This is a genomic window from Chitinophaga sp. NPDC101104 (assembly GCF_050277495.1).
GTDB lineage: Bacteria > Bacteroidota > Bacteroidia > Chitinophagales > Chitinophagaceae > Chitinophaga.
The window spans coordinates 2,567,286-2,588,576 of sequence record NZ_JBNNSF010000001.1; the positions used below are offsets into that span (position 1 = coordinate 2,567,286).

Annotated in this window: 17 protein-coding genes and 1 tRNA gene; 6 read left to right on the forward strand and 12 right to left on the reverse strand. The window is 55.7% G+C overall.

Going from position 1 to position 21,291, the window contains the following annotated elements; genetic code table 11:
• Positions 1-36: 36 nt before the first annotated feature.
• Positions 37-384, forward strand: a complete 348-nt coding sequence (locus tag ACQKLP_RS10185; RefSeq protein ID WP_427322552.1) for a hypothetical protein — start codon at positions 37-39, stop codon at positions 382-384.
• 178 nt (positions 385-562) lie between these two features.
• Positions 563-1,177, forward strand: coding sequence for a hypothetical protein (locus ACQKLP_RS10190; RefSeq protein WP_427322554.1), 615 nt, complete (start codon positions 563-565; stop codon positions 1,175-1,177).
• Positions 1,178-1,186: 9 nt separating this feature from the next.
• On the opposite strand, the gene ACQKLP_RS10195 is transcribed toward ACQKLP_RS10190, so the two are convergent.
• From ACQKLP_RS10195 to ACQKLP_RS10215, 5 genes are all read right to left on the reverse strand, one after another.
• Complete coding sequence (locus ACQKLP_RS10195; RefSeq protein WP_427322556.1) at positions 1,187-1,714, reverse strand: O-acetyl-ADP-ribose deacetylase; 528 nt, start codon at positions 1,712-1,714, stop codon at positions 1,187-1,189.
• Between the two features lie 325 nt (positions 1,715-2,039).
• A complete protein-coding gene (locus tag ACQKLP_RS10200; protein WP_427322558.1) occupies positions 2,040-2,873 on the reverse strand; it encodes a hypothetical protein in 834 nt (277 codons plus the stop codon).
• A gap of 488 nt (positions 2,874-3,361) precedes the next feature.
• Positions 3,362-3,874, reverse strand: a complete 513-nt coding sequence (locus ACQKLP_RS10205) for a hypothetical protein (RefSeq protein WP_427322560.1) — start codon at positions 3,872-3,874, stop codon at positions 3,362-3,364.
• Between the two features lie 34 nt (positions 3,875-3,908).
• Positions 3,909-4,691, reverse strand: a complete 783-nt coding sequence (locus tag ACQKLP_RS10210; protein ID WP_427322562.1) for a (Fe-S)-binding protein — start codon at positions 4,689-4,691, stop codon at positions 3,909-3,911.
• 10 nt (positions 4,692-4,701) lie between these two features.
• A complete protein-coding gene (locus ACQKLP_RS10215) occupies positions 4,702-5,991 on the reverse strand; it encodes a 4Fe-4S dicluster domain-containing protein (RefSeq protein WP_427322564.1) in 1,290 nt (429 codons plus the stop codon).
• 63 nt (positions 5,992-6,054) lie between these two features.
• On the opposite strand from ACQKLP_RS10215, the gene ACQKLP_RS10220 reads away from it, so the two are divergent.
• Positions 6,055-6,552: a phosphoribosyltransferase family protein gene (locus ACQKLP_RS10220; protein ID WP_427322566.1), complete on the forward strand. Its 498-nt coding sequence runs from the start codon at positions 6,055-6,057 to the stop codon at positions 6,550-6,552.
• Positions 6,553-6,563: 11 nt separating this feature from the next.
• Here the strand turns inward: ACQKLP_RS10220 and ACQKLP_RS10225 are convergent, their stop codons facing one another.
• Both ACQKLP_RS10225 and ACQKLP_RS10230 read right to left on the reverse strand, forming a co-directional pair.
• Positions 6,564-7,514, reverse strand: coding sequence for a DUF2279 domain-containing protein (locus ACQKLP_RS10225; RefSeq protein WP_427322568.1), 951 nt, complete (start codon positions 7,512-7,514; stop codon positions 6,564-6,566).
• The gene (locus ACQKLP_RS10230; RefSeq protein WP_427322570.1) at positions 7,514-9,235 is read right to left on the reverse strand and encodes a phospho-sugar mutase; all 1,722 of its coding nucleotides are present in this window, start codon (positions 9,233-9,235) and stop codon (positions 7,514-7,516) included. Before ACQKLP_RS10230 ends, ACQKLP_RS10225 begins: the two co-directional genes overlap by 1 nt.
• A gap of 96 nt (positions 9,236-9,331) precedes the next feature.
• Here ACQKLP_RS10230 and ACQKLP_RS10235 point away from each other — a divergent pair, with 96 nt between their 5' ends.
• Positions 9,332-9,988: a protein-L-isoaspartate(D-aspartate) O-methyltransferase gene (locus tag ACQKLP_RS10235; RefSeq protein ID WP_341838956.1), complete on the forward strand. Its 657-nt coding sequence runs from the start codon at positions 9,332-9,334 to the stop codon at positions 9,986-9,988.
• Positions 9,989-10,118: 130 nt separating this feature from the next.
• Here ACQKLP_RS10235 and ACQKLP_RS10240 read toward each other — a convergent pair whose 3' ends face one another.
• The 3 genes from ACQKLP_RS10240 to ACQKLP_RS10250 all read right to left on the reverse strand — a co-directional run bounded on the left by ACQKLP_RS10240 (position 10,119) and on the right by ACQKLP_RS10250 (position 13,706).
• Positions 10,119-12,692, reverse strand: coding sequence for a TonB-dependent receptor domain-containing protein (locus ACQKLP_RS10240; RefSeq protein WP_427322572.1), 2,574 nt, complete (start codon positions 12,690-12,692; stop codon positions 10,119-10,121).
• 278 nt (positions 12,693-12,970) lie between these two features.
• Positions 12,971-13,561: a DUF445 domain-containing protein gene (locus tag ACQKLP_RS10245; RefSeq protein ID WP_427322574.1), complete on the reverse strand. Its 591-nt coding sequence runs from the start codon at positions 13,559-13,561 to the stop codon at positions 12,971-12,973.
• Between the two features lie 71 nt (positions 13,562-13,632).
• Positions 13,633-13,706: transfer RNA gene (locus ACQKLP_RS10250), tRNA-His, on the reverse strand.
• Between the two features lie 317 nt (positions 13,707-14,023).
• On the opposite strand from ACQKLP_RS10250, the gene ACQKLP_RS10255 reads away from it, so the two are divergent.
• Positions 14,024-15,232, forward strand: a complete 1,209-nt coding sequence (locus ACQKLP_RS10255) for a hypothetical protein (protein ID WP_427322576.1) — start codon at positions 14,024-14,026, stop codon at positions 15,230-15,232.
• A gap of 238 nt (positions 15,233-15,470) precedes the next feature.
• Here ACQKLP_RS10255 and ACQKLP_RS10260 read toward each other — a convergent pair whose 3' ends face one another.
• A complete protein-coding gene (locus tag ACQKLP_RS10260) occupies positions 15,471-17,906 on the reverse strand; it encodes an MG2 domain-containing protein (protein ID WP_427322578.1) in 2,436 nt (811 codons plus the stop codon).
• Positions 17,907-18,039: 133 nt separating this feature from the next.
• Here ACQKLP_RS10260 and ACQKLP_RS10265 point away from each other — a divergent pair, with 133 nt between their 5' ends.
• Entirely contained in the window at positions 18,040-19,284 is a 1,245-nt protein-coding gene (locus ACQKLP_RS10265; protein WP_427322580.1) for an NAD(P)/FAD-dependent oxidoreductase, read from the forward strand.
• On the opposite strand, the gene ACQKLP_RS10270 is transcribed toward ACQKLP_RS10265, so the two are convergent.
• Positions 19,281-21,251, reverse strand: a complete 1,971-nt coding sequence (locus ACQKLP_RS10270) for an STN and carboxypeptidase regulatory-like domain-containing protein (RefSeq protein ID WP_427322582.1) — start codon at positions 21,249-21,251, stop codon at positions 19,281-19,283. The two genes, ACQKLP_RS10265 and ACQKLP_RS10270, sit on opposite strands and share 4 nt — an antisense overlap.
• Between the last annotated feature and the right edge of the window lie 40 nt (positions 21,252-21,291).

The window sequence follows — 21,291 nt, forward strand, 5'->3', positions numbered from 1 at the left end:
TTTTATGTCCTGGCGAAGGTGCCCAAATACCTACCCATGAAACTGTTAAGATTTGTCATGTTTATCCTCTATCAGTACTATTCGAAAGGAAGATATCGGGGTGCTGCATATTTTGATGCCCTGATCCTTGTTTCGTTAATGATAATGATGCATCTTTTCCAGCTGTTGATTGTTATCGATAAAATGCGTCCTTTCCCGACTGCGGAAGTATTGTTCGTTTTATTGCCCGCGATTCTTGTGGTATTCTTGTTGGCACCACCGGCAGAAATTAAGAAGTTGCATTACAGCGTGAAGGAAGTGAGGATGGGCGGAATATGGCTCATCGTTTATGGCGTGTTGAGTTTTACATTTTTCATTGTATTGGCATTTCTTTTCAGGAAGTGATACCTGGCTTCACAATCAAATCTCTCCGTAGGCACCATGTTGGTTAGTTGATTAAGACAACACCCAACACACAGTAATATCCGCTTCGTTAACCGGGAAAGCGTATCCGTTAATCGGGCTGGCCTGATCCTGCGAATTAAATCTACCTTGCGACCTTGAAAATACCCCCGAAAATTCCATGCAAACCGAGATCGATAATTTCCGCATCATCGAAACGCCCGACGCCGCAGAACTGTGGTTCCGCAGGTCGTTTAAGGATTGGTTCGACCTGTTCTTTTCACTACTTTTTACTGCTGGCGCCGCATGGCTGACGGTGTTTGTCTTTCAAAGAGACGAAATGGGAGGAGGGAGCCTTGTGTTTGGGGTTTTCATCACGATCATCACCGTGCTGCTGGCGGCGGATGCCTGGTCGCGGGTGGTGAGCCCGACAGGCAAGATTTTATGGATCGATAAAAAAGCGAAAACCCTCACCGTCCGGCCCAACATTTTCACACGCCGTACCTTTCCCCTGAAGGCCGTCACAGGCCTCACTTCCAGTGAGCGCGGCAGCCGGCCGAGCCCTTTGCACTACATCCGCCGTTCCCTTCCCCGCACCTTGCGGCTACGCCTGAAAAACGGGCGCCTGGTGGCGTTGGTTTATCTTCCCACTACTAACATCTTTAACTTCGGCAACCGCTATCCGCGTACAGAAGCAATTATGCGCGCGAAAAAGGTGGCTGATGTGATGAACCGGTTGCTGGATGCGGAATTAAGGGGGGAAGCGGCTAGCCGTTCAAGGCAAGGAAATGGGTGAGAAAAATAATTACGTTGCGTTTTTCAGCAGACCGGCATATAGCTGATAATTCTCCTCATCAAAACAAACAAATATCACCCGTTCCAGCGTTCCTGGCTGTTGCAGGAATTCGCGGACGGTAGCAACGGCGATTTCCGCGGCTTTATCTTTCGGGAACTTGTAAATACCGGTACTGATATTCGGGAACGCGATGGTGGTAACGCCATTTTCCAGGGCAAGCCGGAGGCTGTTGCGATAGGCGTTGGCCAGCAGCGTTGCTTCATCCGATTTGCCGCCGTTCCAGACGGGCCCGACGGTATGAATGACAAACTTCGCGTCCAGGTTGCCCGCTGTCGTAATAACCGCTTCGCCCACCTTGCAATTGCCCTGCCGGTTCCTGATTTCCCTGCATGCTTCCAGGATTTGCGGGCCACCAGCCTTGTGAATAGCGCCATCCACGCCACCGCCGCCCAGCAAGGATGTATTGGCCGCGTTTACGATCGCGTCCGCTTTCACTTTGGTGATATCGCCCTTGATTACTTCCAGGTGAGTTTGCATATCAGCTAATGTAGCAAAGCCGGCCCGTACTTCAAAATAAACGAAAAAGCGCCCCGCAAAGGAGGCGCTCGCGCGTTCGCTCATCAGCGCATGATTTCCAAGGATACCGGCGCCCGGATAGCCCCTTCAGCCCAACCGGTCCGCCGCATGCAGTTTGTGCCGCTGCATCGGGGCAAAGGTATTCCATCCAACCACCCGTTTTTACCGTACTAATTCGTGAATGCATTTTCCGGTAATTCTACTCAAATAAAAAAGCCGCCCGTAGAGGCGGCTTTTGTTGCGGATTTTCGGGGTTACTGTTACAGGATGTATGTGTACTTTAATCTTACTTGTCTTTCATGTACGGGACCAATTTCTTCGTCAACTCCGTCATTTCCTCCAGCGACATGCCATCGCCATCCGTGACCTGGTATACCGCTTCCTGGATATGGCCGTACGCGCGCATCCATTCCGGGCGATCTGCGATGGGCTTCGCCAGGTCTGCCGGGGTGCAATGCCGGCTGAGCTTCAGTTTCGGGAAATGATCGAGGTACTGGCCGATTTCGAGCAGGGAATTGTGGTCGGTCCAGCCGATCATATCGTATGCGTTCAGCAGGATGGGGTATTGCTTGTTCGCGTTCTTCGCGGATAGGGGCGAAGGTGCGTTTTTGTTGATGCTGACCACGCCTACATAGATCGTCATGGTATCTTTCTGCGGGCCGGTGGGCGGAACCGTGACGGTTACGTCTTGCGTGAGCATGCCGGTCTGGTAGCGTTTCCCGGCATCGTTCCTCCGGAAAGAATAGAACAGTGTGCCGGCGGGGAGTTTGTGCTCGCGGGGCGCTTGCGTCGTGTTCACGAAATGCACGTCTACATAAAACGTATTCGTGTTGCCGTAGAGTTTGGTCAATGCCGGGTCGAAAACGTGCCCGGGCCGGCGTACCAGTTTAACACCGGGCCAGGTGTCTACCGACCGGTAGTAGGGCTCCGTGGTGTCGACACCGATGCCGGGGGCGCCCACGTAAATGATGGGGGACAGCTCGAACTCACCGCTCCAGTCGGGCGCTTCGTCGTCATCGTCCTGTTGCTGGCGGTCGGGCTCGGGGAGGGAATCTACGCCGCAGGAACCGGCCCAGATGGCCACGGTGCAAACGGTAAGACAAATAAAGAGTTTTTTCATGATCGTGACTTTTGAATGTTGAGGCGATTACCGGATGGTTTCCGTGTTGGGGTGAAATGTTTTTGCATGATGATGAAGCATTATTTACGATGCAAATCTAGGGTTGGGGGAAGGGGGATTTTTCAGTAAAAAGGCTCAATTTTTTCCTGAGTAGTTGTACTTAACGAAGAGGCCGCCCATACCAGGCGGCCTTGCTGAATGCGGGTAATAACTCGAACGGATGTACTTCTTGGTTTTTACGAAGGGATATGATGATATGCAGGTGTATCGGTTTGGAAACCGTCATCGGTTCGATGCGTTTCCGACCGGTCGCAAAAGTAATCTGGAGGAAGGGGGATTACTACCGTAAAAGCACCTTGCTTTCCGATTGAGTAGTTGTACGGTGGCGGTAGAGGGAGTGATGCACGATGAAGTTGTTACGACGCCGGGCATAAACGAAAGAAGCCCCCGGGCGGGGGGCTTCCTCGAAAAATTTCGTGCAGCTGTTATCAGGCGGTTTGACCGATGCGCTGCATGATCCAGCTGTCTTTCAGCGGCACCAGCCATTTGGCTTTCATTTCGCCGAGGGTCAGCACGGTATTGTTGAGATACAGCGTGTCTTTCGTAATATACTCCTTCTCCAGCGCGTATGCCACTTGTTGCAGGGGCAGCAGCTGGAATTTGTCTTTCACGATGAATCCCAGCAGCAGGCGGTCGAACAGGTTTACTTCGTATTGCCGCTCGATGCTTTTCACGATGCGGACGGAGCTGTCGGTACTGCAACCGCTCACATGCGTTTCGGTTTCATCGGCGATGAGGACGATCACCTGGTTGAAGAGGAGCTTGCCCCAGCCTTTTACCGGTACGCCGTGGGCGTTCCATTGGGACGTGAACTGGTGCAGCTGTTCTTCGATCTCCACGGCTTCCTTTTCGTGAAAGGGGCGGTTGCTCTGGTATATCCAAACCCGGGATTCGGGGGCGAACCCTTCGGGCAGTTGTTGTATGATGTTAGTCTGGTCCATAATGGCAAATTTACGAAATCACGGGCAAATGGGGCTATTCCTGCATGTCGCGGGCGATGAGCTCGGCCAGGTCCAGCACTTTCACGCTGTCTTCCTTCCCGGTTTCCTTGACCCCGTCTGTGAGCATGGTCATGCAGAAGGGGCAGTTGGAGGCGATGATCTCCGCGCCGGTTCCTACCGCTTCGCGCCCCCGCTCGAAATTGACGCGGGTCGTCCCTTTTTCCTCTTCCTTGAACATCTGTGCGCCGCCGGCCCCGCAGCACATCCCGCGGCTGCCGCAGCGTTTCATTTCCACGAGCTCGGCGTCGAGGGCTTCGAGCACGGCGCGGGGGGCTTCGTAGATGCCGTTGGCACGGCCCAGGTAGCAGGAGTCGTGGTAAGTGATCTTTTTCCCTTTGAAGCTGCCGCCTTCCTTCATTTTGATGCGGCCTTCGTTGATGAGGCCCTGCAGGAAAGTGGTGTGGTGCATCACTTCATAATGGCCGCCCAGTTCGGGATATTCGTTTTTAAGCGTGTTGAAGCAATGCGGGCAGGCCGTCACGATCTTTTTCACGCCATAATTATTCAGTACCTGGATGTTGTTGTACGCCATCATCTGGAACAGGAACTCGTTGCCGGCGCGGCGGGCGGGGTCTCCGGTGCAGGCTTCTTCCTTGCCCAGTACGGCGAATCTGGTGCCGGTGCGGGTAAGGATTTCGGCGAAGGCGCGCGTGATCTTTTGCGAACGCTGGTCGATGCTGCCGGCGCATCCCACCCAGAAAAGCACTTCGGGCGTTTCGCCTTCGGCAAAGTATTCGGCCATGGTCTTGATCTGCATACTCATATTTTTAAGCGTGTATCCAGGCGTCCCTTTCGTCGGGCGACGATTTCCAGGGTGCCATGTTGTTTTCGATATTGGAGAACATGAGGGTCCATTCCTGCGGGGCGCTGGATTCCTCCATCACCAGGTGCCTCCGCATCTGGAAGATGATATCCAGCGGGTTGATGCTCACGGGGCATTCCTGAACGCAGGCGCCGCAGCTGGTGCAGGCGCGGAGCTCTTCTTCGGTGATATAATCGCGCAGCAGCGTTTTATCGGTTTCGCCGCGGCCCGCAGCCTCGGCCCGGTCGCGCGTTTTCATCATGATGAGGCGCGGGGAAAGGGCTTTGCCGGTTTGCGTGGCGGGACAGGCTGCCGAGCACCGGCCGCATTCCGTGCAGGAAAACGCGTCGAGGAGGTTTTTCCAGGTGAGGTCTTGCACGTCTTTGGCGCCGAATTTCGGCACTTCCGCCGCCGGGGCGTCGGTCGGGGCCAGTTCGGGCTGCATGGCGTACAGCACTTCCTGCTGGATGGCAGGCATGTTTTCCATCTTCCCGTTCGGCTCCAGCCGCGCGAAATACGCGTTGGGGAAAGCAAGGATGATGTGCAGGTGCTTGGACCAGGGCAGGTAGTTCAGGAAGGCGAGGATACCAAGGATGTGGAGCCACCAGGCGCCCCGTTCTATGCCCACCAGCGTGGCATCGGAAAAACCTTCGAACAGGGGCTGGAACATCCCTGTCACCCAAAAACTGCCGGTTTCCGTATAATGCGCCGCGCCGCGTGATTGCAATACGCCATCAGCCGTGTTCATGGTGAGGAACAACAGCATGAGCACGATCTCGGTGATAAGGATATAATTGGCGTCCGACCGCGGCCACCCGTCGAGGTCGTGGCTGATGAACCGTTTTAGTTTCAGGATGTTGCGGCGGATGAGGAATATGGCGCAGGAAACCGCCACGAGTACCGCCAGTATTTCGAAACAGCCGATCAGCACCGGGTAAACAGGCCCGAGCACCGGCGCGAAGATCCGGTGCGTGCCCGCCAGCCCGTCGATAATGATCTCCAGGATCTCGAGGTTGATGATCACGAAGCCCGCATACACGAAGAAGTGCAGTACGGCCACCAGCGGGTTGCGGAACATCTTCTTCTGGCCGAAAGCCAGCAGCAGCAGGTTCTTCCAGCGGCGGCCGGGCTGGTCCGTCAGGTCAATATCCCTCCCCAGCAGGATGTTGCGGCGGATGCCCGCGGCCCTGCGGCTGAAGAAATAAACGGCAGCGGCCAGGGCTGCGAAAAAGAGCAGTTGCGAAACAATTTGCATATCCTTGATTTGACCGGTTGTTGTCGCAATTTATGTATTTTTACGGCTGAACAATTTTTTAGTATGGAAAATCGGAACGTCATCCTCACCGGGGAAGTAATTGAAAAGAAGATCGAACGGATCGCGTATGAAATCTACGAGCACAATTACGACGAGCCCTCCATCATCCTCGCGGGCATCTGGGACCGGGGATCGCTCATCACCCAAAAGATCGCCGACCACCTCCGCCGCATCGCCCCGTTCGATGTGGAAGTAATGGAAATCCGCCTCGATAAGCTGTCGCCCGGAGAAGTAACCCTGTCCAAAACGGCCGATTTCACCGGGAAAGTCATCGTCGTGATCGACGACGTGGCCAATTCCGGCCGCACCATGCTCTACGCCATCAAGCCCTTCCTCGCCTATCTCCCTAAAAAAATACAGACCGCCGTGCTGGTAGACCGCCGGCATAAGTCCTTCCCGCTGTCGGTCGACTTCGTCGGCTACAGCCTGGCCACTACGCCGCAAAATATGGTGATGGTGGATGTGGAAGGGGAGGAGATCGCTTCCGCCTACTTGGTGTAAATCCGTCAGCATTAGAATTGTATGGCATGCGCCCTGAACCTCCCGGCACTGGTGAGCTCCAGCGCAGGTGCGGGTATTTTGATCATATTGAGCGCCTGCAACAGCACTTTGATGCCTTTGCGCCGTGTAGGGATGCGCGTGAGGTCGATGTCGGCCGAAAGATAAAACTGGCGCACCCGCCGGATGTGGGAATAATCGGCGGGGTGCCCTTCCGCCACGTCCCACACATTTTCGTACGCGTCGTACAGCCCGTCTGCACCGTACCCGAACGAAATATTGAGCCATTCCGGCAAGCGCGACCCCGGGAAAAAGCGCGACAGGTTCACCGACGCCCAATAGGTTTGTCCGTTGTAATCCTTCAACATCCTTTCCAGCAAATTCACGCCGTAAATATCATTGGCGCGCCGTTGCAGCACGGGGTCGGGATAGCGATTGGGCGACCAGGAAAACTTCAGCTGCACGCGCTGTTCGTTCCACAACAATTCCTGGCTGACCATTGCCGCGGCGCCGAGCGTATTGGCGGCCATGTCTGACCACGAAAACCCCCATTTCGTGGAGCCCCCGTCCAGCACCTCGATCACCGATTGGTAGGCCAGCCCGCTGAGGCCTCCGTACCAGATCTGCTTTTTGCGCGGCAGGCCGGTCCAGCGCCAGAGCTCACGGCTATATTTGGCAAAGAAGTAAGTGGTGAAAACGTGGCCGGCTTTGTCCATCTGGAGCCATTCGCCGGCGTCGTTATAGAAATGGAACTGCCGCCGCGGGAACCCTTTGTACCAATACTCGTTCAGTACCAGCATGGAGCCCGCAGATACAGCAACGGTACCCGCGCTGAGGGCTAGCATCCGGGCCGGAACGGTTGTGTCGGGCCGTTCGAAGAATCCCAGGCGGCTGGCCTCCTGTGCGGATACCGAGCTATACAATAATGTCAGGGTCAGGTGTATCGATACGACCTGGAGGCGCATTACAATTGCATGTCGTTAATGATATGGGTCACCTTCGCGTCGAGGGCCTGTTCTACTCTTTCCAGGTCGGCAACGCTGTCCAGCGATTCATGCACGCTGAAATAGAATTTGATTTTCGGCTCCGTTCCGGAAGGGCGTGCCGAAATGCGGCTGCCGTCTTCCAGGAGGAATTGCAGTACATTGGACTTCGGCAGGTCGAGCGGTGTTTTTTCGCCGGAAGCCAGCGTGGTCACGTGTTGCAGCTGGTAGTCGAAAATCTTCACCACTTTGGAACCGTTGATCACGGCCGGCGGATTTTCGCGGTAACGCGTCATCATGGCGGCAATTTCTTCGGCGCCTTTCATCCCTTTTTTGGTGATGCTGATGAGCGATTCCTTGTAAAATCCGTAACGGAGGTAGATATCGATGAGCTGTTCGTACAGCGAACGGCCTTCGTTCTTCGCATAGGCCGCCATTTCGCAGATCATGGCCACGGAAGCGATGGCGTCTTTGTCGCGCACGTTGTCGCCGATCATATAGCCGTACGATTCCTCACCGCCGCACACGAAATTTTCCGAGCCTTCCTTTCTGCGGATGAGGTCGGCGATCCATTTGAAGCCGGTGAGGGTATTATAGCAGTTGATCTGGTTGCTGGCGGCGAATACATCGATCAGGTCAGATGTAACGATGGTTTTGCAGATGTAGTCGTTGGGTTTGGACAGGCCTTTACGTTTGCGCGCTTCCACGATGTAATTGAAGAGCAGCACGGCCGTCTGGTTGCCGTTGAGCAGGATCCATTTGCCGGTGTGGTCTTTGACGGCGATGCCGACGCGGTCGGAATCGGGGTCGGTGCCCAGCAGGATGTCGGCATCGATGGCGGCGGCTTTTTTCAGGCCGATGCTCATGGCTTCCGATTCTTCCGGATTGGGATAAACGACCGTGGGGAAATTACCATCGGGCTTGGCCTGTTCTTCCACGATATGGACATTGGTGAACCCGAAGCGCTGGAGGATCTCGGGCACGAGGGTGATGCCGGTGCCGTGGATGGGCGTGTAGACGATCTTGAGATCGTGCTGTTTGGCCACTATTTCAGGATATACGCTGAGGCTTTTGAGCATGTCGAGGTACGCTTCGTCGATCTCTTTGCCGATGAGCGTGATGTTCTGTTCCCAGCCTGTCCATTTCACTTCTCCGATGCCGGAGATTTTTTCCACTTCGGTGATCACGTTTTTATCGTGGGGCGGTACCAGTTGGGCGCCGTCGTTCCAATAAGCTTTATACCCATTGTATTCCCGCGGGTTGTGGGAAGCGGTAAGTACGATGCCGCCCTGGCAGCCCAGGTGGCGGATGGCGAACGAAAGCTCGGGGGTGGGCCGGAGGCTTTCGAAGAGATATACCTTGATCCCGTTGGCCGCCATGACGTTGGCCGCCACTTCCGCGAAAAAGCGGCTATTGTTGCGGCTGTCGTGCGCGATGGCGATTTTCACGCCTTCGGGGAAAGACTGGTTCAGGTAATTGGCGAAGCCCTGGGTGGCCATGCCCACGGTGTACTTGTTCATGCGGTTGGTGCCTACGCCCATGATGCCGCGGAGGCCGCCGGTGCCGAATTCCAGGTTACGGTAAAATGCGTCGGTGATCTCGTCCGGGTTTTCCTTGATGAGTTTTTCAACAGTCGATACGGTGTCAGCATCATAGCCTCCGTGAAGCCACTGTTCTGCCTTGCTGAGAATGTTTGCGTCCATGTGTGAATTAACTTTTGAGGGCTTATTGACTAAAAACGGACTGTAAAATAAGGAGAAAAAGGGAATTACGGGGGTAATGGTTATTTTTGCGGTAATATGAGGCGGTACGAAGACAACTACAAACAAAAAGGACTACGCAGACAATTGGTTGACAACATCAGAAAGAAAGGTATTACGGACGAGAACGTACTGGCAGCCATCAACAACATCCCCCGGCATTATTTCCTGGACACCGCGTTCGAAGGGATCGCGTATGAAGACAGGGCATTCCCGATCGGGGAAGGGCAAACGATCTCGCAGCCCTACACGGTGGCTTACCAGTCGCAACTCCTGGAAGTAAAACCCTTTGAGAAGATCCTCGAGATCGGCACCGGAAGCGCCTACCAGGCCTGTGTGCTGGGAGAACTGAAAGCGAACGTCTACACCATCGAGCGGCAGAAAAAACTGTTCGACCTGGTGAAATCATTTCCCTTCAAATCAAAATATCCCACCCTCCGGTTTTTTTATGGGGACGGATATGAAGGGTTGCCCACCTATGCCCCGTTCGACAAAGTGCTTGTAACGGCGGCGGCTCCGCAAATCCCCGAAAAACTGCTCAAACAGCTCAAGATCGGCGGCAAAATGGTGATCCCCGTCGGCGGCGGCGACGTGCAGCGGATGTTGCGCATCACCAAAGTGGCGGAAGACCAGTTCGAGGAAGAGATTTTCGACAATTTCTCCTTCGTGCCCATGCTGGCCGGCAAAAACAGTTGAGCCGTAAAGGAATTCACGAAAAAGGCTGACTATCTCCCGGGAGCGTCAGCCTTTTTTCATGCCCCAAAAAGAAGGCCGCCCCGCAAAGGGACGGCTTCTTCATGTTTATCAGATTGTTGTAGCGTCGGGATCAGAACCCTCCCTGACCGCCTTCCATCTGCATACCTTCCGCGCTGGAGCGGTTGTTGCGGCGTTTGAACAGGTTGGCGTCCATTTTGCCGAAACGGTAGGAGAAGTTGAGGCGCAGGATGCGGGATTCGCGCTTGCGCAGCATGTATTGCGAGAAGAACATCGACGACTGGTCGAGCTCGAACTGGCGGGTGTTGAACACGTCGCTGAGCGCCAGCGTAACGGACGCCGCCCTGTTCTTCAGGAAGTCCTTTTTAAGCGCCAGGTCTACCGCGCTGAGGCCTTTGATGGTGCCCTGTGCGGAAGTGGGGATCATGCCCATGGGGCCACCGCCGCCACGTCCGCCGCCGCCGCCGCCACCGCCACTTCCCTGCGGGATCGTGATCGCGGGGGCCTGGTAGTTGGCCGTTACCTGGAACGTGAAATTATACGGCAGCTTGGTCTCGGAATTGATCTTCGCCAGCCAGCTGAAACCACGGTTGGTATAGGATTCCTTGTCATTGTGGACCTGCAGTTCCGTTTGGTACAGGTTCACGTTGGTGGTAATATCCCATCCCTTCACGATCTGGTTCTTCACGGTTATTTCCGCGCCGTAGCTGAAGTTCTTGTTCGCATTCACGAAAGTGGTCAGCAGCGTGTCGTTACCGGCCGAGATCGGGGTATTGAGGGTGCTGATGAGGTTATTGGTATTGCGATAGTACAGCGAACCGAGGACGTTATGGTTCTTCCATTGCTTCATGTAGCTGAATTCCAGCGAATTGGTGTATTCGGGCTTCAGGTTGGGGTTGCCTTCGCGGTGGTTCAGCGGGTCGCTGAAGTCGCGGTAAGGCACGAGCTGGAAGAAGTTCGGGCGGTTCACCCGGCGGGAATAATTCAACTGCAGTTCCTGCTCTTTCGGCAGCTTGTAGGAGAAATACGCGCTGGGGAACAGGCCGGGAACAGCTTTGGTGGGCTTGAACACTTTGTTCTCGTTCGGGATCTCGCCGGAGTACACGTATTGTTCCGCACGCAAGCCCAGCTGGTAGCCGAAGTTTTTAACGGTATTGGAATAGTTCACGTACGCGCCGTAAATCTGCTCCTTGTATTTGTAGTCGTTGGAAAGGGCATCTGCATGCTGCCCGTTCTCGAATACGTCGTAAATGCTTGTATAGTTGCGGAAAGTCCCCTTCACGCCGGTTTCGAACTTGCCGGTCTTTCCCATCGGGTCTACGTAATCGGCCTGGAAGGAGTAGAAGTCGGTTTTGCCATTTCCGCTGTTCGACTGTATGTAAGGATCGCCCGCCGGTTCTCCCGCAAGGTTTTGCGGATAGGTGGCGAATCCGCCGCTGCGGTCGTTCTTGCTTTTGTTCATTGACACATCGGCCGTGAGTTCCTTGTTGGGCTCAGCGAAGAGGTGCTTGAAACCGAGCGTGGTCGTGTAGTTGTTGAAGCCGAACTTGCTGTCGGTAATACGGTTGTTGCGGCTCGTCAATCCCTTGTTTTCGTTGAGATACTGGCTGCCGAGCTCGTCGTGGTTTTTGAACGATCCGCCCACGATGTTCTGGGAGAGCGACACCGTATTGCGGTTGTCGAGGAAATAGTCAACGCCGATGCGGCCGAACTGGAATTTGCCGCCGCCGTAGCTGTCGGACGTCTGGTTAATGAAGCTTTGCGGCGTAGTGGCGGTAGCAAAGTTTTCGCGCTCGGTAATGCCTTCTCCCCAGTTGCGGTTCATGTTCAGGTTGTAGTTGGCGGATACGTTCCATTTGCCCTGGCGCGCGGCGATGTTGCCGCCGAGGTTGTATTTGTCGTTCGTGCCGATGCCGCCCTGGATCTGGCCGTTAAAGCCGGCCTTCTTGTTCTTTTTGAGGACGATGTTGATGATGCCGCTCATGCCTTCCGCGTCGTACCGGGCAGAGGGGTTGGTGATCAGTTCCACGCTCTCGATGGCGTCTGCCGGGATCTGGTCGAGGGTGAGGGTGCTGGGCTTTCCGTCCACGAAAATATTGGGCGAAGCGTTGCGGACCTGCACGTTCCCGTCGATATCCACGTTAACGGAGGGCACGCTTTTCAGCACGTCGGTGGCCGTTCCGCCCACGGAAGTGAGGTTTCGGTCTACGTTGAACACTTTTTTATCGATCGCCATCTGGAAGGCCGACCGCTGGCCGGTTACTTCCACTTCGCTGAGGGCTTTTACATTTGGCTCGAGGCGGATGTTCCCCAGGTCCTGCGCCATGGTTTGCGGGGTAACGGTCACCTTTTTGAAAAGGGTGGTGTATCCCATGAAATTGACGCGGATGATGTATGGGCCGAAGGCGAGGTTGTCCAGGCTGAAATCGCCGTTGCCTTTGCTGAGCATGCCGGTAACAACGGAGGAGTCGCGCTGGCGGAGGAGCGCCACGGATGCATATTCGACGGGTTGTTTCGTTTTGGCGTCTATCAGTTTGCCGTAAATCTGGCCGATGGCGGGTGCCTGGCCGCCGGGTCGTTGCTGGCCGCCTGGGCCTGCGGGGCGACCGCCGGCGGGAGGGGCCTGGGCAATGGATTGAAGCTGGAAAAGGAACAGACCTGCGAGGAGGACGTATACTTTTTTCATTGGAAGCATTGATGTCTTGATTAGCTGGAAATTAGACGCTCTTTTTGAAATGGACATGCACGGGTGTGTAAAGTTTACACGAATAAGGGAACAACGGTCATTAAGCCGGATAAAACGGTTGGCCGAAGGATGGATTTTCGGGAAGGGTGACGGTTTCGCCGGTCCGGTCCCCGGACAGTATAGAAATAGCGGTGCTTTCGTACGGATTCCGTATGGGAATCGGAGGAACCGCAGCGACGCTGTGCGGAAGGTCCGTGTGTTTGACGGTAGGGAATGCCTTAGGCGGCCATTGCGATCCAGAGCTGGAGGAGGCCGATAACGAGCCCGATCCCTGCGCCCAGGAGCCCCATGGCAGTAAAGGCGCCACCCATTCTTTCGCGGAGGCCGGCTTCCACTTTTTCGCTGGCGATGCCGGCGATCTTGTGGGAGACGATGGCGGAAAGGTCGAGGTCTGCCTGCGCTTTATCGAGGAACTGGCCGATGAGCTTGGGGAAGAGGAGGTCGAGCTCGGCGGCGAGGGTGGTTTTGATCTGGTTGATGGTGCTGTCGCCGATGAACATGGAGATCATGGGCATGGCTTGCGGCAGCTTGTTGCGGAGGAAGTGGTCGAGATGTTCTTCGACTACGGGTTTGAGTGCGCTGATCTTTTCCGGGTCGGTGAGCTTGTTGCGGATATCGTCGAAGGAAACGAACTGCGAAACGGCGTTGCCGACGGCCTGGGCGATCTGTTGCTGGCGTTTCGGGAAAGCGCCCTGGAGGGTGAAGAGGCCCAGGTTCAGGGGTTTCGCGGGGCGGAAAAGGAGCCAGAGGGCCGCGCGGTTCACGAACCAGCCGGTGAAAGCAGTCAGTAATGGAATAAGATACAGCATAACCATTTCCTTTTTAATTCGGGAGTTGTGCAAATAAAAAAAGGCCTCCGTTTCGGGAGACCTTTTTTTCGGGTGGATGAGGGGTCTCGAACCCCCGACCCTCAGAACCACAATCTGATGCTCTAACCAACTGAGCTACAACCACCGTGTTGTTTGTTTTGCGGAGTGCAAAGGTAATAATTTTCCCTTCTAACTTCCAAACATTTTCGCGGAAATCTTTAACAAATTTTGTTTTCGATCATACAATTCTAATCCCTTGATCCCGAATACCCTAACATATAAGACAAATCAGGAACCCGATAAGATGGGTTTATCCCCACGATTTCCACAAAAATTGGCGTATATTTGCTGCTCGCAATTCACCCGAAAACTTACTAGCCCAGCATGCGAAGTGCTGGGCTTTTTGTTTTTATGAATGAAGGAATAATTATATATCAGACTGAAACACAACACAATATGCATATGGATCAGCTAAAATTGAAATTGCAGGAGTATTACCAGAACTACCGGAAGCTAGACAAACAGCCGAAGGAACAGGCGGCACCTAAAGGCACCGGCACCGTTCACGACCTGGAGAGCGACATCCTCACCCAATTCGGCCTGCCCGTTTCCAAAAGATTCGTGCAGATTCTGCATGATTTTGTGAACCACGGCACGGTTAACGACCAGCTGCTGGATTACGTATCCCGGAAACTGCGCACCGCCGCAAGGAAATATTTACTGTCACCCGTCATGAGCGATCTCGATCAGCTCAACCAGGCGATGGAACAAAAACGCAGTCCGTTCGACGTACTGCCGGAGCTCGGCTACCCCGCCCACGATTACGCTGTGTTCCTCATCGGCGAACTGCTGTACCGCCGCAACATGCCCGCCCAGGATATCCTCGACGAGCTCCAGCAGGTTCAGACGCACAATAGTTGGGAAGACCTCATCGTGCTGTCCAAAATCAGCAATTACAGCAATCATGAACTGTACGCCAAACTGAAAAAGTACCAGCTCCGGTTCGTGGACGACTTCATCCAGCACATCCACCGCCAGGAAACCACCCGCCCCGCAGCCCGCAAAAGACTGTCGCCCGCGGAAGAAGGGTACAAGCCCAATTATAAGACGATCTCCAAAGTGCTCGTGGAAGACATCGTGTTCGACGATAAAACCACCCCGAGCCTCTTCGGAAAACAGAAATCAGGCAGCCGGTACACCCGCATCACCATCGGACTGGAGTTCTCCGAGCTCAACCAGCTCCTCATGGCCAGCGGCGAGCTCGGCACGCAGATCAGCAACGCCATCAAGAAACGCCTCACCAATCCCGCCAGCGCAAAACCCCTCGTGATCGACATCAAAGCCGAATTCGGGGAACCGCTGAAACTGGACAACGTTTACCTGGAGGTATATAAACCGCAACACCAGGAAAACGGCAAGTGGGCGGAAGACAAGGACCCGTTCTATTTCGTAGACAAGATCCTGTCCAAAAAGGAATTCGAAAAGAAAGCCAAGGAAGCCGAAGTGAAAACCAAGATCCAGGAATGCCTGGAACTGATCGGCGGCTCCTATGTATATTATCAGCGCCTCCGCCGCCTCGGTATCACCGAAGACGAAGCCAAGCTTCGCGCCGGGCTGCAAGACGAGCTGCTGTACAAGTTGAGCTACTACCTCAACAAACTGAAAGATTAACCTGATTTTTCATTATGCGATCCTTTCTGCGTGAACAGAGAAGAGCCTCCCGTCCCGGGAGGCTTTTTTATTGGCAACCGGTGCCGTCCGCTCCGCGTGCACGGCGGCGCGCCTCCTCCGGGATGTTCTTTATTGGCAACCGATGCCGGCTGCATAAAAAAAAGCCCTGGCATTCCGCCGGGGCCATGTATTGCTTTCCCGAATGTTCCCGGCCGTCTGCCGGAAACCCTTGTAATTGTCAGAAGTTTTTCTCCACCCTGCCAACGCGGCCGAATTGGTCCATCGACTCAACAACCACGCGGAAATTCTTCGTCTGGTCGTTGTTATAGAAGATCATCCGGGCCGTATGGCTGATGGTATCTACCACCAGGTTCGGGTTCCAGTAGAGCGTGAGGCGCTTGTCGGGCAGCTCGTGCTGGGCTTTTTTCACGGAGTAGTCCGGGTTGTAGAATTCCTTGATGATGCGGTAACCGCCTTTCTTCAGGAGCTCCAGTTTTTTGGCGTTCGGGTCGGGACGGGAATCGCCGCCCTTGCGCGTCCAGATGGCGATGGCACCGTTGGCGCCGCCGAAACCACCCATGAACGGGGGCCGGAACACCTTGATGAGCGCCACATCGGCCATGGGAATATTGGCCACCGTACCCACATCCACCGGCATCTGGTCGAGGAAGACGCCGGGAGCGCCGCCGCGCCAGCTGAGGCTCGGGTTGCTCATGTCTCCCTGGATCTGTAAACCGGGCACGCGGGCCTGGAGGTATTGGAACACGTTGAAATTCGTGGGCGTTTCGTTGGTCAGGTCGAAGGTATAACCGTTGTCGCTGCTGAACATCCCGCTCGCGTAGCGCGACGAAGTGGTTTGTTCTGCCGTGGGCTTTTTGGCGTTTACATCCACCGTTTTCAGCTGGATCGTCCGGTTGGTGATCATCCGGTTTACGCTGTTGCCTTCCATCACGGTGGCGAGGTAATTTTTCAGGATACGGTTATCCATCGGCGGCGGCGGCAGCAATGGAATGGGCGTTTTAACCGGCGCGTACACATCGAAGAAATGCCGGTCGAATTCCACCACCACTTCGCGGTTTTGCTTGGTATCCCGCTGGCCCTGGAAATAGAAGAGGGCCGTATCGCCGAAAACGAGGTTGTTGAGCGCGAACGTGCCGTTCGGCTGGATCGGCGCCATGAGGAAGCTCTGCGTACTGTCTCTCGGAATGCGGATGAGGAAATTGACGTTCCCGCCCTGTAAAGGCTGCCGCGCGGGCGTCATGGCTTTACCGGTAATGGTAACGCCCTGCTCGTAGGGGTATTTGATGGTGGGGAACTTATCCTGCAGGATTTCCTGCCAGCTGAACCTGCGCCACCCGTTCGTCATCATCACCAGGTCGAGCGCCTGGGCGGCTTTTGCGCTGGTATCCCGGAAATAATAATAGGGATTGTGCACATAACCTTTGAGATCGGACGTGAGGAAGGTATGGCTCATGATGTTGTTGGCGTAAGGATCGTAGGCTACCTGGTCGGCATCGGTGATCGATGCGGAAATGCGGCCGCGCATGGAATCGGGGACCTGCAGCACCAGTTCCGTACGTTGGCGGGGCCCCTTGTTCAGCTCCTGGGGGTCGAGAAAAAACTCCAGCGAATCGGTTTTCCCTTTCACATATACGATGCGTTCGCTGAGTGGCGTGCCTTTGTTGTCGAACACGGTCAGCTGCATGATGCCGGAAGGAAGGTTGGTAGCAGGGATGAGCCCGCTCACTTTGCCTTCTGCCACATTCAGGTCGGCCTTGTAAATCACCTGGTTATGCATCTGTGCGATGAGAAGCATTTCATTCTGTGACGCTTCGAGTTTGTTGAAGCCGGTCAGGTAGAAGATCCGCGCACCGCGGTTATAAACTTTCAGGGCAATGCCGGAAGGCTTGGCCGCGGGGAGGTCGAACGATTTTTGCTGTCCGCCCGCATTGGTGACCACCGCTTTATAGGTTTCGCCCGCTGCGGGTTTCAGTTCGAAGCTCCCCATCCCGTCGTGCAGCGTTTCGATGACCGCTACCTGGGCGCCTTTGGAGTCTTTCACAACCCCGGCCACTTTTGCAGGGTACCCGTTTTCATCGATGGCTTTGAAAGCTACGGCACTGCTCACGTCGGTGATGAGGTCGCCGCCTTCGGGGAAGAACTGAACGGAATATTCTTTGGGTGCGGCCGCTTCGCCGGCTTTGCCGGTTTTGGGGTCGAACACCTGGATATTTTTAAAGAACATGAAAGTGGTATCGAAGTTCAGCATCCAGGCGGTGTAGGCGCGGAGCTGGTATAGACCGGGCTTGGTGTTCTCCGGTAGCGAGAATTCGCCTGCCGCGCCACCGTCGTAGACGAGCAGCAGCTCCTTCTGCACGATGGCCCCTTTCGCGTCGCGGAGCTCGGCGTAGAGGTTACGGGCGCCGTAGGCGGGAAGGTCGTTCAGGGTCACATACCCCGAGAACCAGATCGTTTCACCGGCGGCATAATAATCCTTGTCCAGGTGCAGATACACCTTTTCCTGCGGGTAATTATTGATGAATTTTTCTAAAGCCTGAATGATGCGTTCTGTCCAGTCGTCGGGTTTGGCGAAGCCCGAAGCGCCCCAGAAGCAAAGGCCGAGAAGACCGGCTACCATTAGCTTGCGGAGCTTTTTCAGGGATGTTTGTTGCATGGATTGCGGATCGTTTAATGTACCAAGATAATCAATTACGAATAATTAGTAGGGCGGGCGCCCGTTTTTTTAACATTTCGTTTTTGGTGGTTTATTGCGAAATTCGCCGCCGATAGACCGGCAAATTATGAATATGGAACATGCTCAATCGGAAAAGGCGGACCTGGTGGTGACCGGCGGCGGCGCGGCAGGATTTTTCTGCGCGGTGAACGCCGCGAGGCTGCATCCCGGTAAAAAGATCGTGCTGTTGGAGAAAACGGGCAAGCTGCTGTCGAAAGTGAAAGTGTCCGGCGGCGGCCGCTGTAATGTGACGCATGCGCTGGACAGTGTGTCCGAGCTGGTGAAGCGGTATCCCCGCGGCGGCAATTTCCTGAAAAAATCCTTTTCCCGGTTCTTCGTCCCCGATACGATCGGCTGGTATGCCGAACGGGGCGTGACGCTGAAAACGGAAGCCGATGGAAGGATGTTCCCCGATTCCGACGATTCCCAGACGATTATCGACTGCCTGCTCCGGGAGGCCGACCGCCATCGCGTGCAAATCCGCCGGCATGCGGAGGCCCAGTCACTGGAACGGGTAAACGGAGAATGGAAGATCACTATCGCCGGCGGCGCTACCATCACGGCACCGAACGTCTGCATCGCGGCGGGCGGGTATGCGTCGGCCGATAAATTCGCTTATCTGACGGCTTTGGGCCATACCATCGAGCCCCCCGCGCCGTCGCTCTTCACGTTCAACATGCCGGGCAACCCGGTCACAGGCCTCATGGGCGTTTCCGTGCCCGAAGCCGCCGTTCGCATCGCCGGCAGCAAACTGGCGGAGAAAGGCCCGTTACTGATCACCCATTGGGGGATGAGCGGCCCGGCCGTGCTGCGGCTGTCTGCCTGGGGCGCGCGCTACCTGCAGGAGCAGCAATATACATTCACGCTGATCGTCAACTGGCTGCCGGATATGAACGAAAACGCCCTGCGCGACGCGTGGCCGCAATGGCGGCAGGAGCTGGGCAAACAGCAGACCGGCACCCGCAACCCGTTCGGGCTGCCGTCGCGGCTATGGCTCTTTTTGCTCGCGGAAGCCGGTATCCCCGAATCCACGCGATGGGCGGAAATCCCTGCCAGAGAGCAAAACCGGCTCATCCGGCTGCTCACGGCCATGGAGTTCCCGGTGTCGGGGAAAACGACGTTCAAGGAGGAATTCGTGACCTGCGGAGGCATCCGCCTGCCGGAAATAGACCCGCTTACCATGCAAAGCCGCGTGGTGCCGGGGTTATATTTTGCGGGAGAAGTGATGGACGTGGACGGCATTACCGGCGGCTTCAATTTCCAGCATGCCTGGACGAGCGGCTGGATCGCCGCACAGCTCGAAGGGGCACGGTTTTAGAAAAAGCTCAGCCCCGCCTGCCAGCCCAGCCATCCCGCGCGGCCTTCGGCCGACGAAAAGCCGGGATATCCCTTCCATGGCTTGTCTACGATCAGTTTGTTATCGTCCATGAACGTAAACGCCGGTCCGCCGTATACCGTCACCCAATTGCCCAGCCGCACCCTGAGGGAAGGGGAGGCGCGCCAGGCCTGGGCGAGCGATTTCCAGCCATTATCGAAAAAGTTCAGTTGCGACACGTCCGTGTTCATCGATAATCTTCCTTTCAATTTCCATTCACCACCGAAACCCAGCCCCAGGTAATGCATGCCGTTGCGCGCGCCGCCGGAAAGGATGGAGTAAAAGCCCTTCCGGCCGCTTTTGAATTGCAGGTTGGCGGGCATCAGGTCGCTGGAGAACGCTTCCAGGCGGTAATACCCTTTTTTCTTCACGATGGTGACCAGCCCGAAAGCCACACCGTCGGAGCTGTCGGCAATATTGACCAGCCCGAACTGCACGCCGCGGTTATACCCGGCGCTGTTGCCGAAGAACGAGAGTTGCAGGCCGCGCATCGTATCGCGGGCATGGTTCCAGCCGCCGGTGAGCTGCACGCCGTGGCCGCTGCCATGATGCTGGTTGTACAGCCCCGAAATCTGGATGCCGGGCGCGATGCCGCCGGTATCCCGGTCCGCCGTATCTTTTATGGGATGTTTGAGATCGATTTTGCCTGCGGCGTGATTGATGAGCCCTGCGATCTGCAGGCCTTTCATTTCCTTGGTGTAATTGATGAGCCCCGTGATCTGCGCGCCTTCGGAATTGCCGCGCACGCGGTTGATGAGGCCGCTGATCTGGAGCCCGTTGAGGTGCCCGCCGCTGTGGTTCATGAGCCCGCTGATCTGCGCACCCGTTACGTCGCCCATGATATTGTTGTGCAGGCCGGCGATCTGGATGCCTTTCACGGAATCCATGGCGCGGTTGAAGATCCCCGAAATCTGGGCGCCCATGAGCCAGCCGTCGGCGATATTGCTGATGCCGCCTATCTGCGCGCCTTCCACGAATTCCATGTTGCGGTTAAAGATGCCGGCCACCTGCACGCCGCGCACCGAACCGCCCACGAGGTTGAAAATGCCCGCCACCTGCGCGTATTGCGCATTGCCTTTGTTGATATTGAAGCCCCCGGCGATTTCCAGTCCGTCGAGCCCCGCAGAATAACCGCCAACGAGGTTGAGGGAGAATTTGTTGACCACCTGGCCGGCCATCTTGCCGTGGGAGCCGAGCGAGGGCACGAGCGACGATTGCACCGGCTTTTCCGCGAAGAACTTGCCGATATTGCGGGTCTGCCGGCGAAGGGTTTCGCTCAGCAGGCGGCTGCCCAGCCAGGTTTTGTCCACTTTGTCGGACACGGTGAATTCCCGCAATTTTACCGGCATGGCCGGCGAAATGGCGATGGAGATCTCCCGGTCGAAGCCGGGCATGACGTACAGCATCGTATCGATATAAAACTCCTTGCTGACCGTTATCTGGACGGAAGGCTGCTTCCCTTTGTCTTTCAGCCGCAGGTGGAAATAGCCGTCCGTATTGGTGAAGGCGCTCATGAGGTCTGAACGTTCGTAGATACTGGCGTTTACGATCAGATTGCCGTTGTATTTGTCGCGCACGTAGCCGCTGATGGTGTAAAACCGTTCCCTGGCGCCTTCGGCGGCGTTGAGGATGATGTGCCCGTCTACCACCGAATACCGGATGCGGCCCTGGAAGAGCTGGTCGAGCACCTGGCGGATGGGTTTCCGCTGCACGGTGAGGTTCACGAGGCTGTCGCCCCGGAAAGGCCTGCCGGCGTAGGAAAAGCTGAGGCCCGATTGGGCGGTGATTTTGGACAGCACGGAATCTACCGGCCAGTTAACGGCCCGGAAGGAAACGGTTTGCTGGAGTTGTTGCTGCGCCATCAGGCAGCAGGGCCAGAGGAGCAGGGCGATGAGACAGTTACGGAACAAGTTGGAGCAGGGTTTGAACATGGCGGACGCCGGCCTCCTT

Bases quoted from the DNA above. Each gene is read 5' to 3' on its own strand.
- ACQKLP_RS10265 (WP_427322580.1), top strand. From the start codon at position 18,040: ATGGAACATGCTCAATCGGAAAAGGCGGACCTGGTGGTGACCGGCGGC.
- ACQKLP_RS10190 (WP_427322554.1), top strand. From the start codon at position 563: ATGCAAACCGAGATCGATAATTTCCGCATCATCGAAACGCCCGACGCC.
- ACQKLP_RS10225 (WP_427322568.1), bottom strand. From the start codon at position 7,514: ATGCGCCTCCAGGTCGTATCGATACACCTGACCCTGACATTATTGTAT.
- ACQKLP_RS10195 (WP_427322556.1), bottom strand. From the start codon at position 1,714: ATGCAAACTCACCTGGAAGTAATCAAGGGCGATATCACCAAAGTGAAA.
- ACQKLP_RS10185 (WP_427322552.1), top strand. From the start codon at position 37: ATGAAACTGTTAAGATTTGTCATGTTTATCCTCTATCAGTACTATTCG.
- ACQKLP_RS10210 (WP_427322562.1), bottom strand. From the start codon at position 4,691: ATGCAGATCAAGACCATGGCCGAATACTTTGCCGAAGGCGAAACGCCC.
- ACQKLP_RS10240 (WP_427322572.1), bottom strand. From the start codon at position 12,692: ATGAAAAAAGTATACGTCCTCCTCGCAGGTCTGTTCCTTTTCCAGCTT.
- ACQKLP_RS10255 (WP_427322576.1), top strand. From the start codon at position 14,024: ATGGATCAGCTAAAATTGAAATTGCAGGAGTATTACCAGAACTACCGG.
- ACQKLP_RS10260 (WP_427322578.1), bottom strand. From the start codon at position 17,906: ATGCAACAAACATCCCTGAAAAAGCTCCGCAAGCTAATGGTAGCCGGT.
- ACQKLP_RS10245 (WP_427322574.1), bottom strand. From the start codon at position 13,561: ATGCTGTATCTTATTCCATTACTGACTGCTTTCACCGGCTGGTTCGTG.
- ACQKLP_RS10200 (WP_427322558.1), bottom strand. From the start codon at position 2,873: ATGAAAAAACTCTTTATTTGTCTTACCGTTTGCACCGTGGCCATCTGG.
- ACQKLP_RS10220 (WP_427322566.1), top strand. From the start codon at position 6,055: ATGGAAAATCGGAACGTCATCCTCACCGGGGAAGTAATTGAAAAGAAG.
- ACQKLP_RS10235 (WP_341838956.1), top strand. From the start codon at position 9,332: ATGAGGCGGTACGAAGACAACTACAAACAAAAAGGACTACGCAGACAA.
- ACQKLP_RS10205 (WP_427322560.1), bottom strand. From the start codon at position 3,874: ATGGACCAGACTAACATCATACAACAACTGCCCGAAGGGTTCGCCCCC.
- ACQKLP_RS10230 (WP_427322570.1), bottom strand. From the start codon at position 9,235: ATGGACGCAAACATTCTCAGCAAGGCAGAACAGTGGCTTCACGGAGGC.
- ACQKLP_RS10215 (WP_427322564.1), bottom strand. From the start codon at position 5,991: ATGCAAATTGTTTCGCAACTGCTCTTTTTCGCAGCCCTGGCCGCTGCC.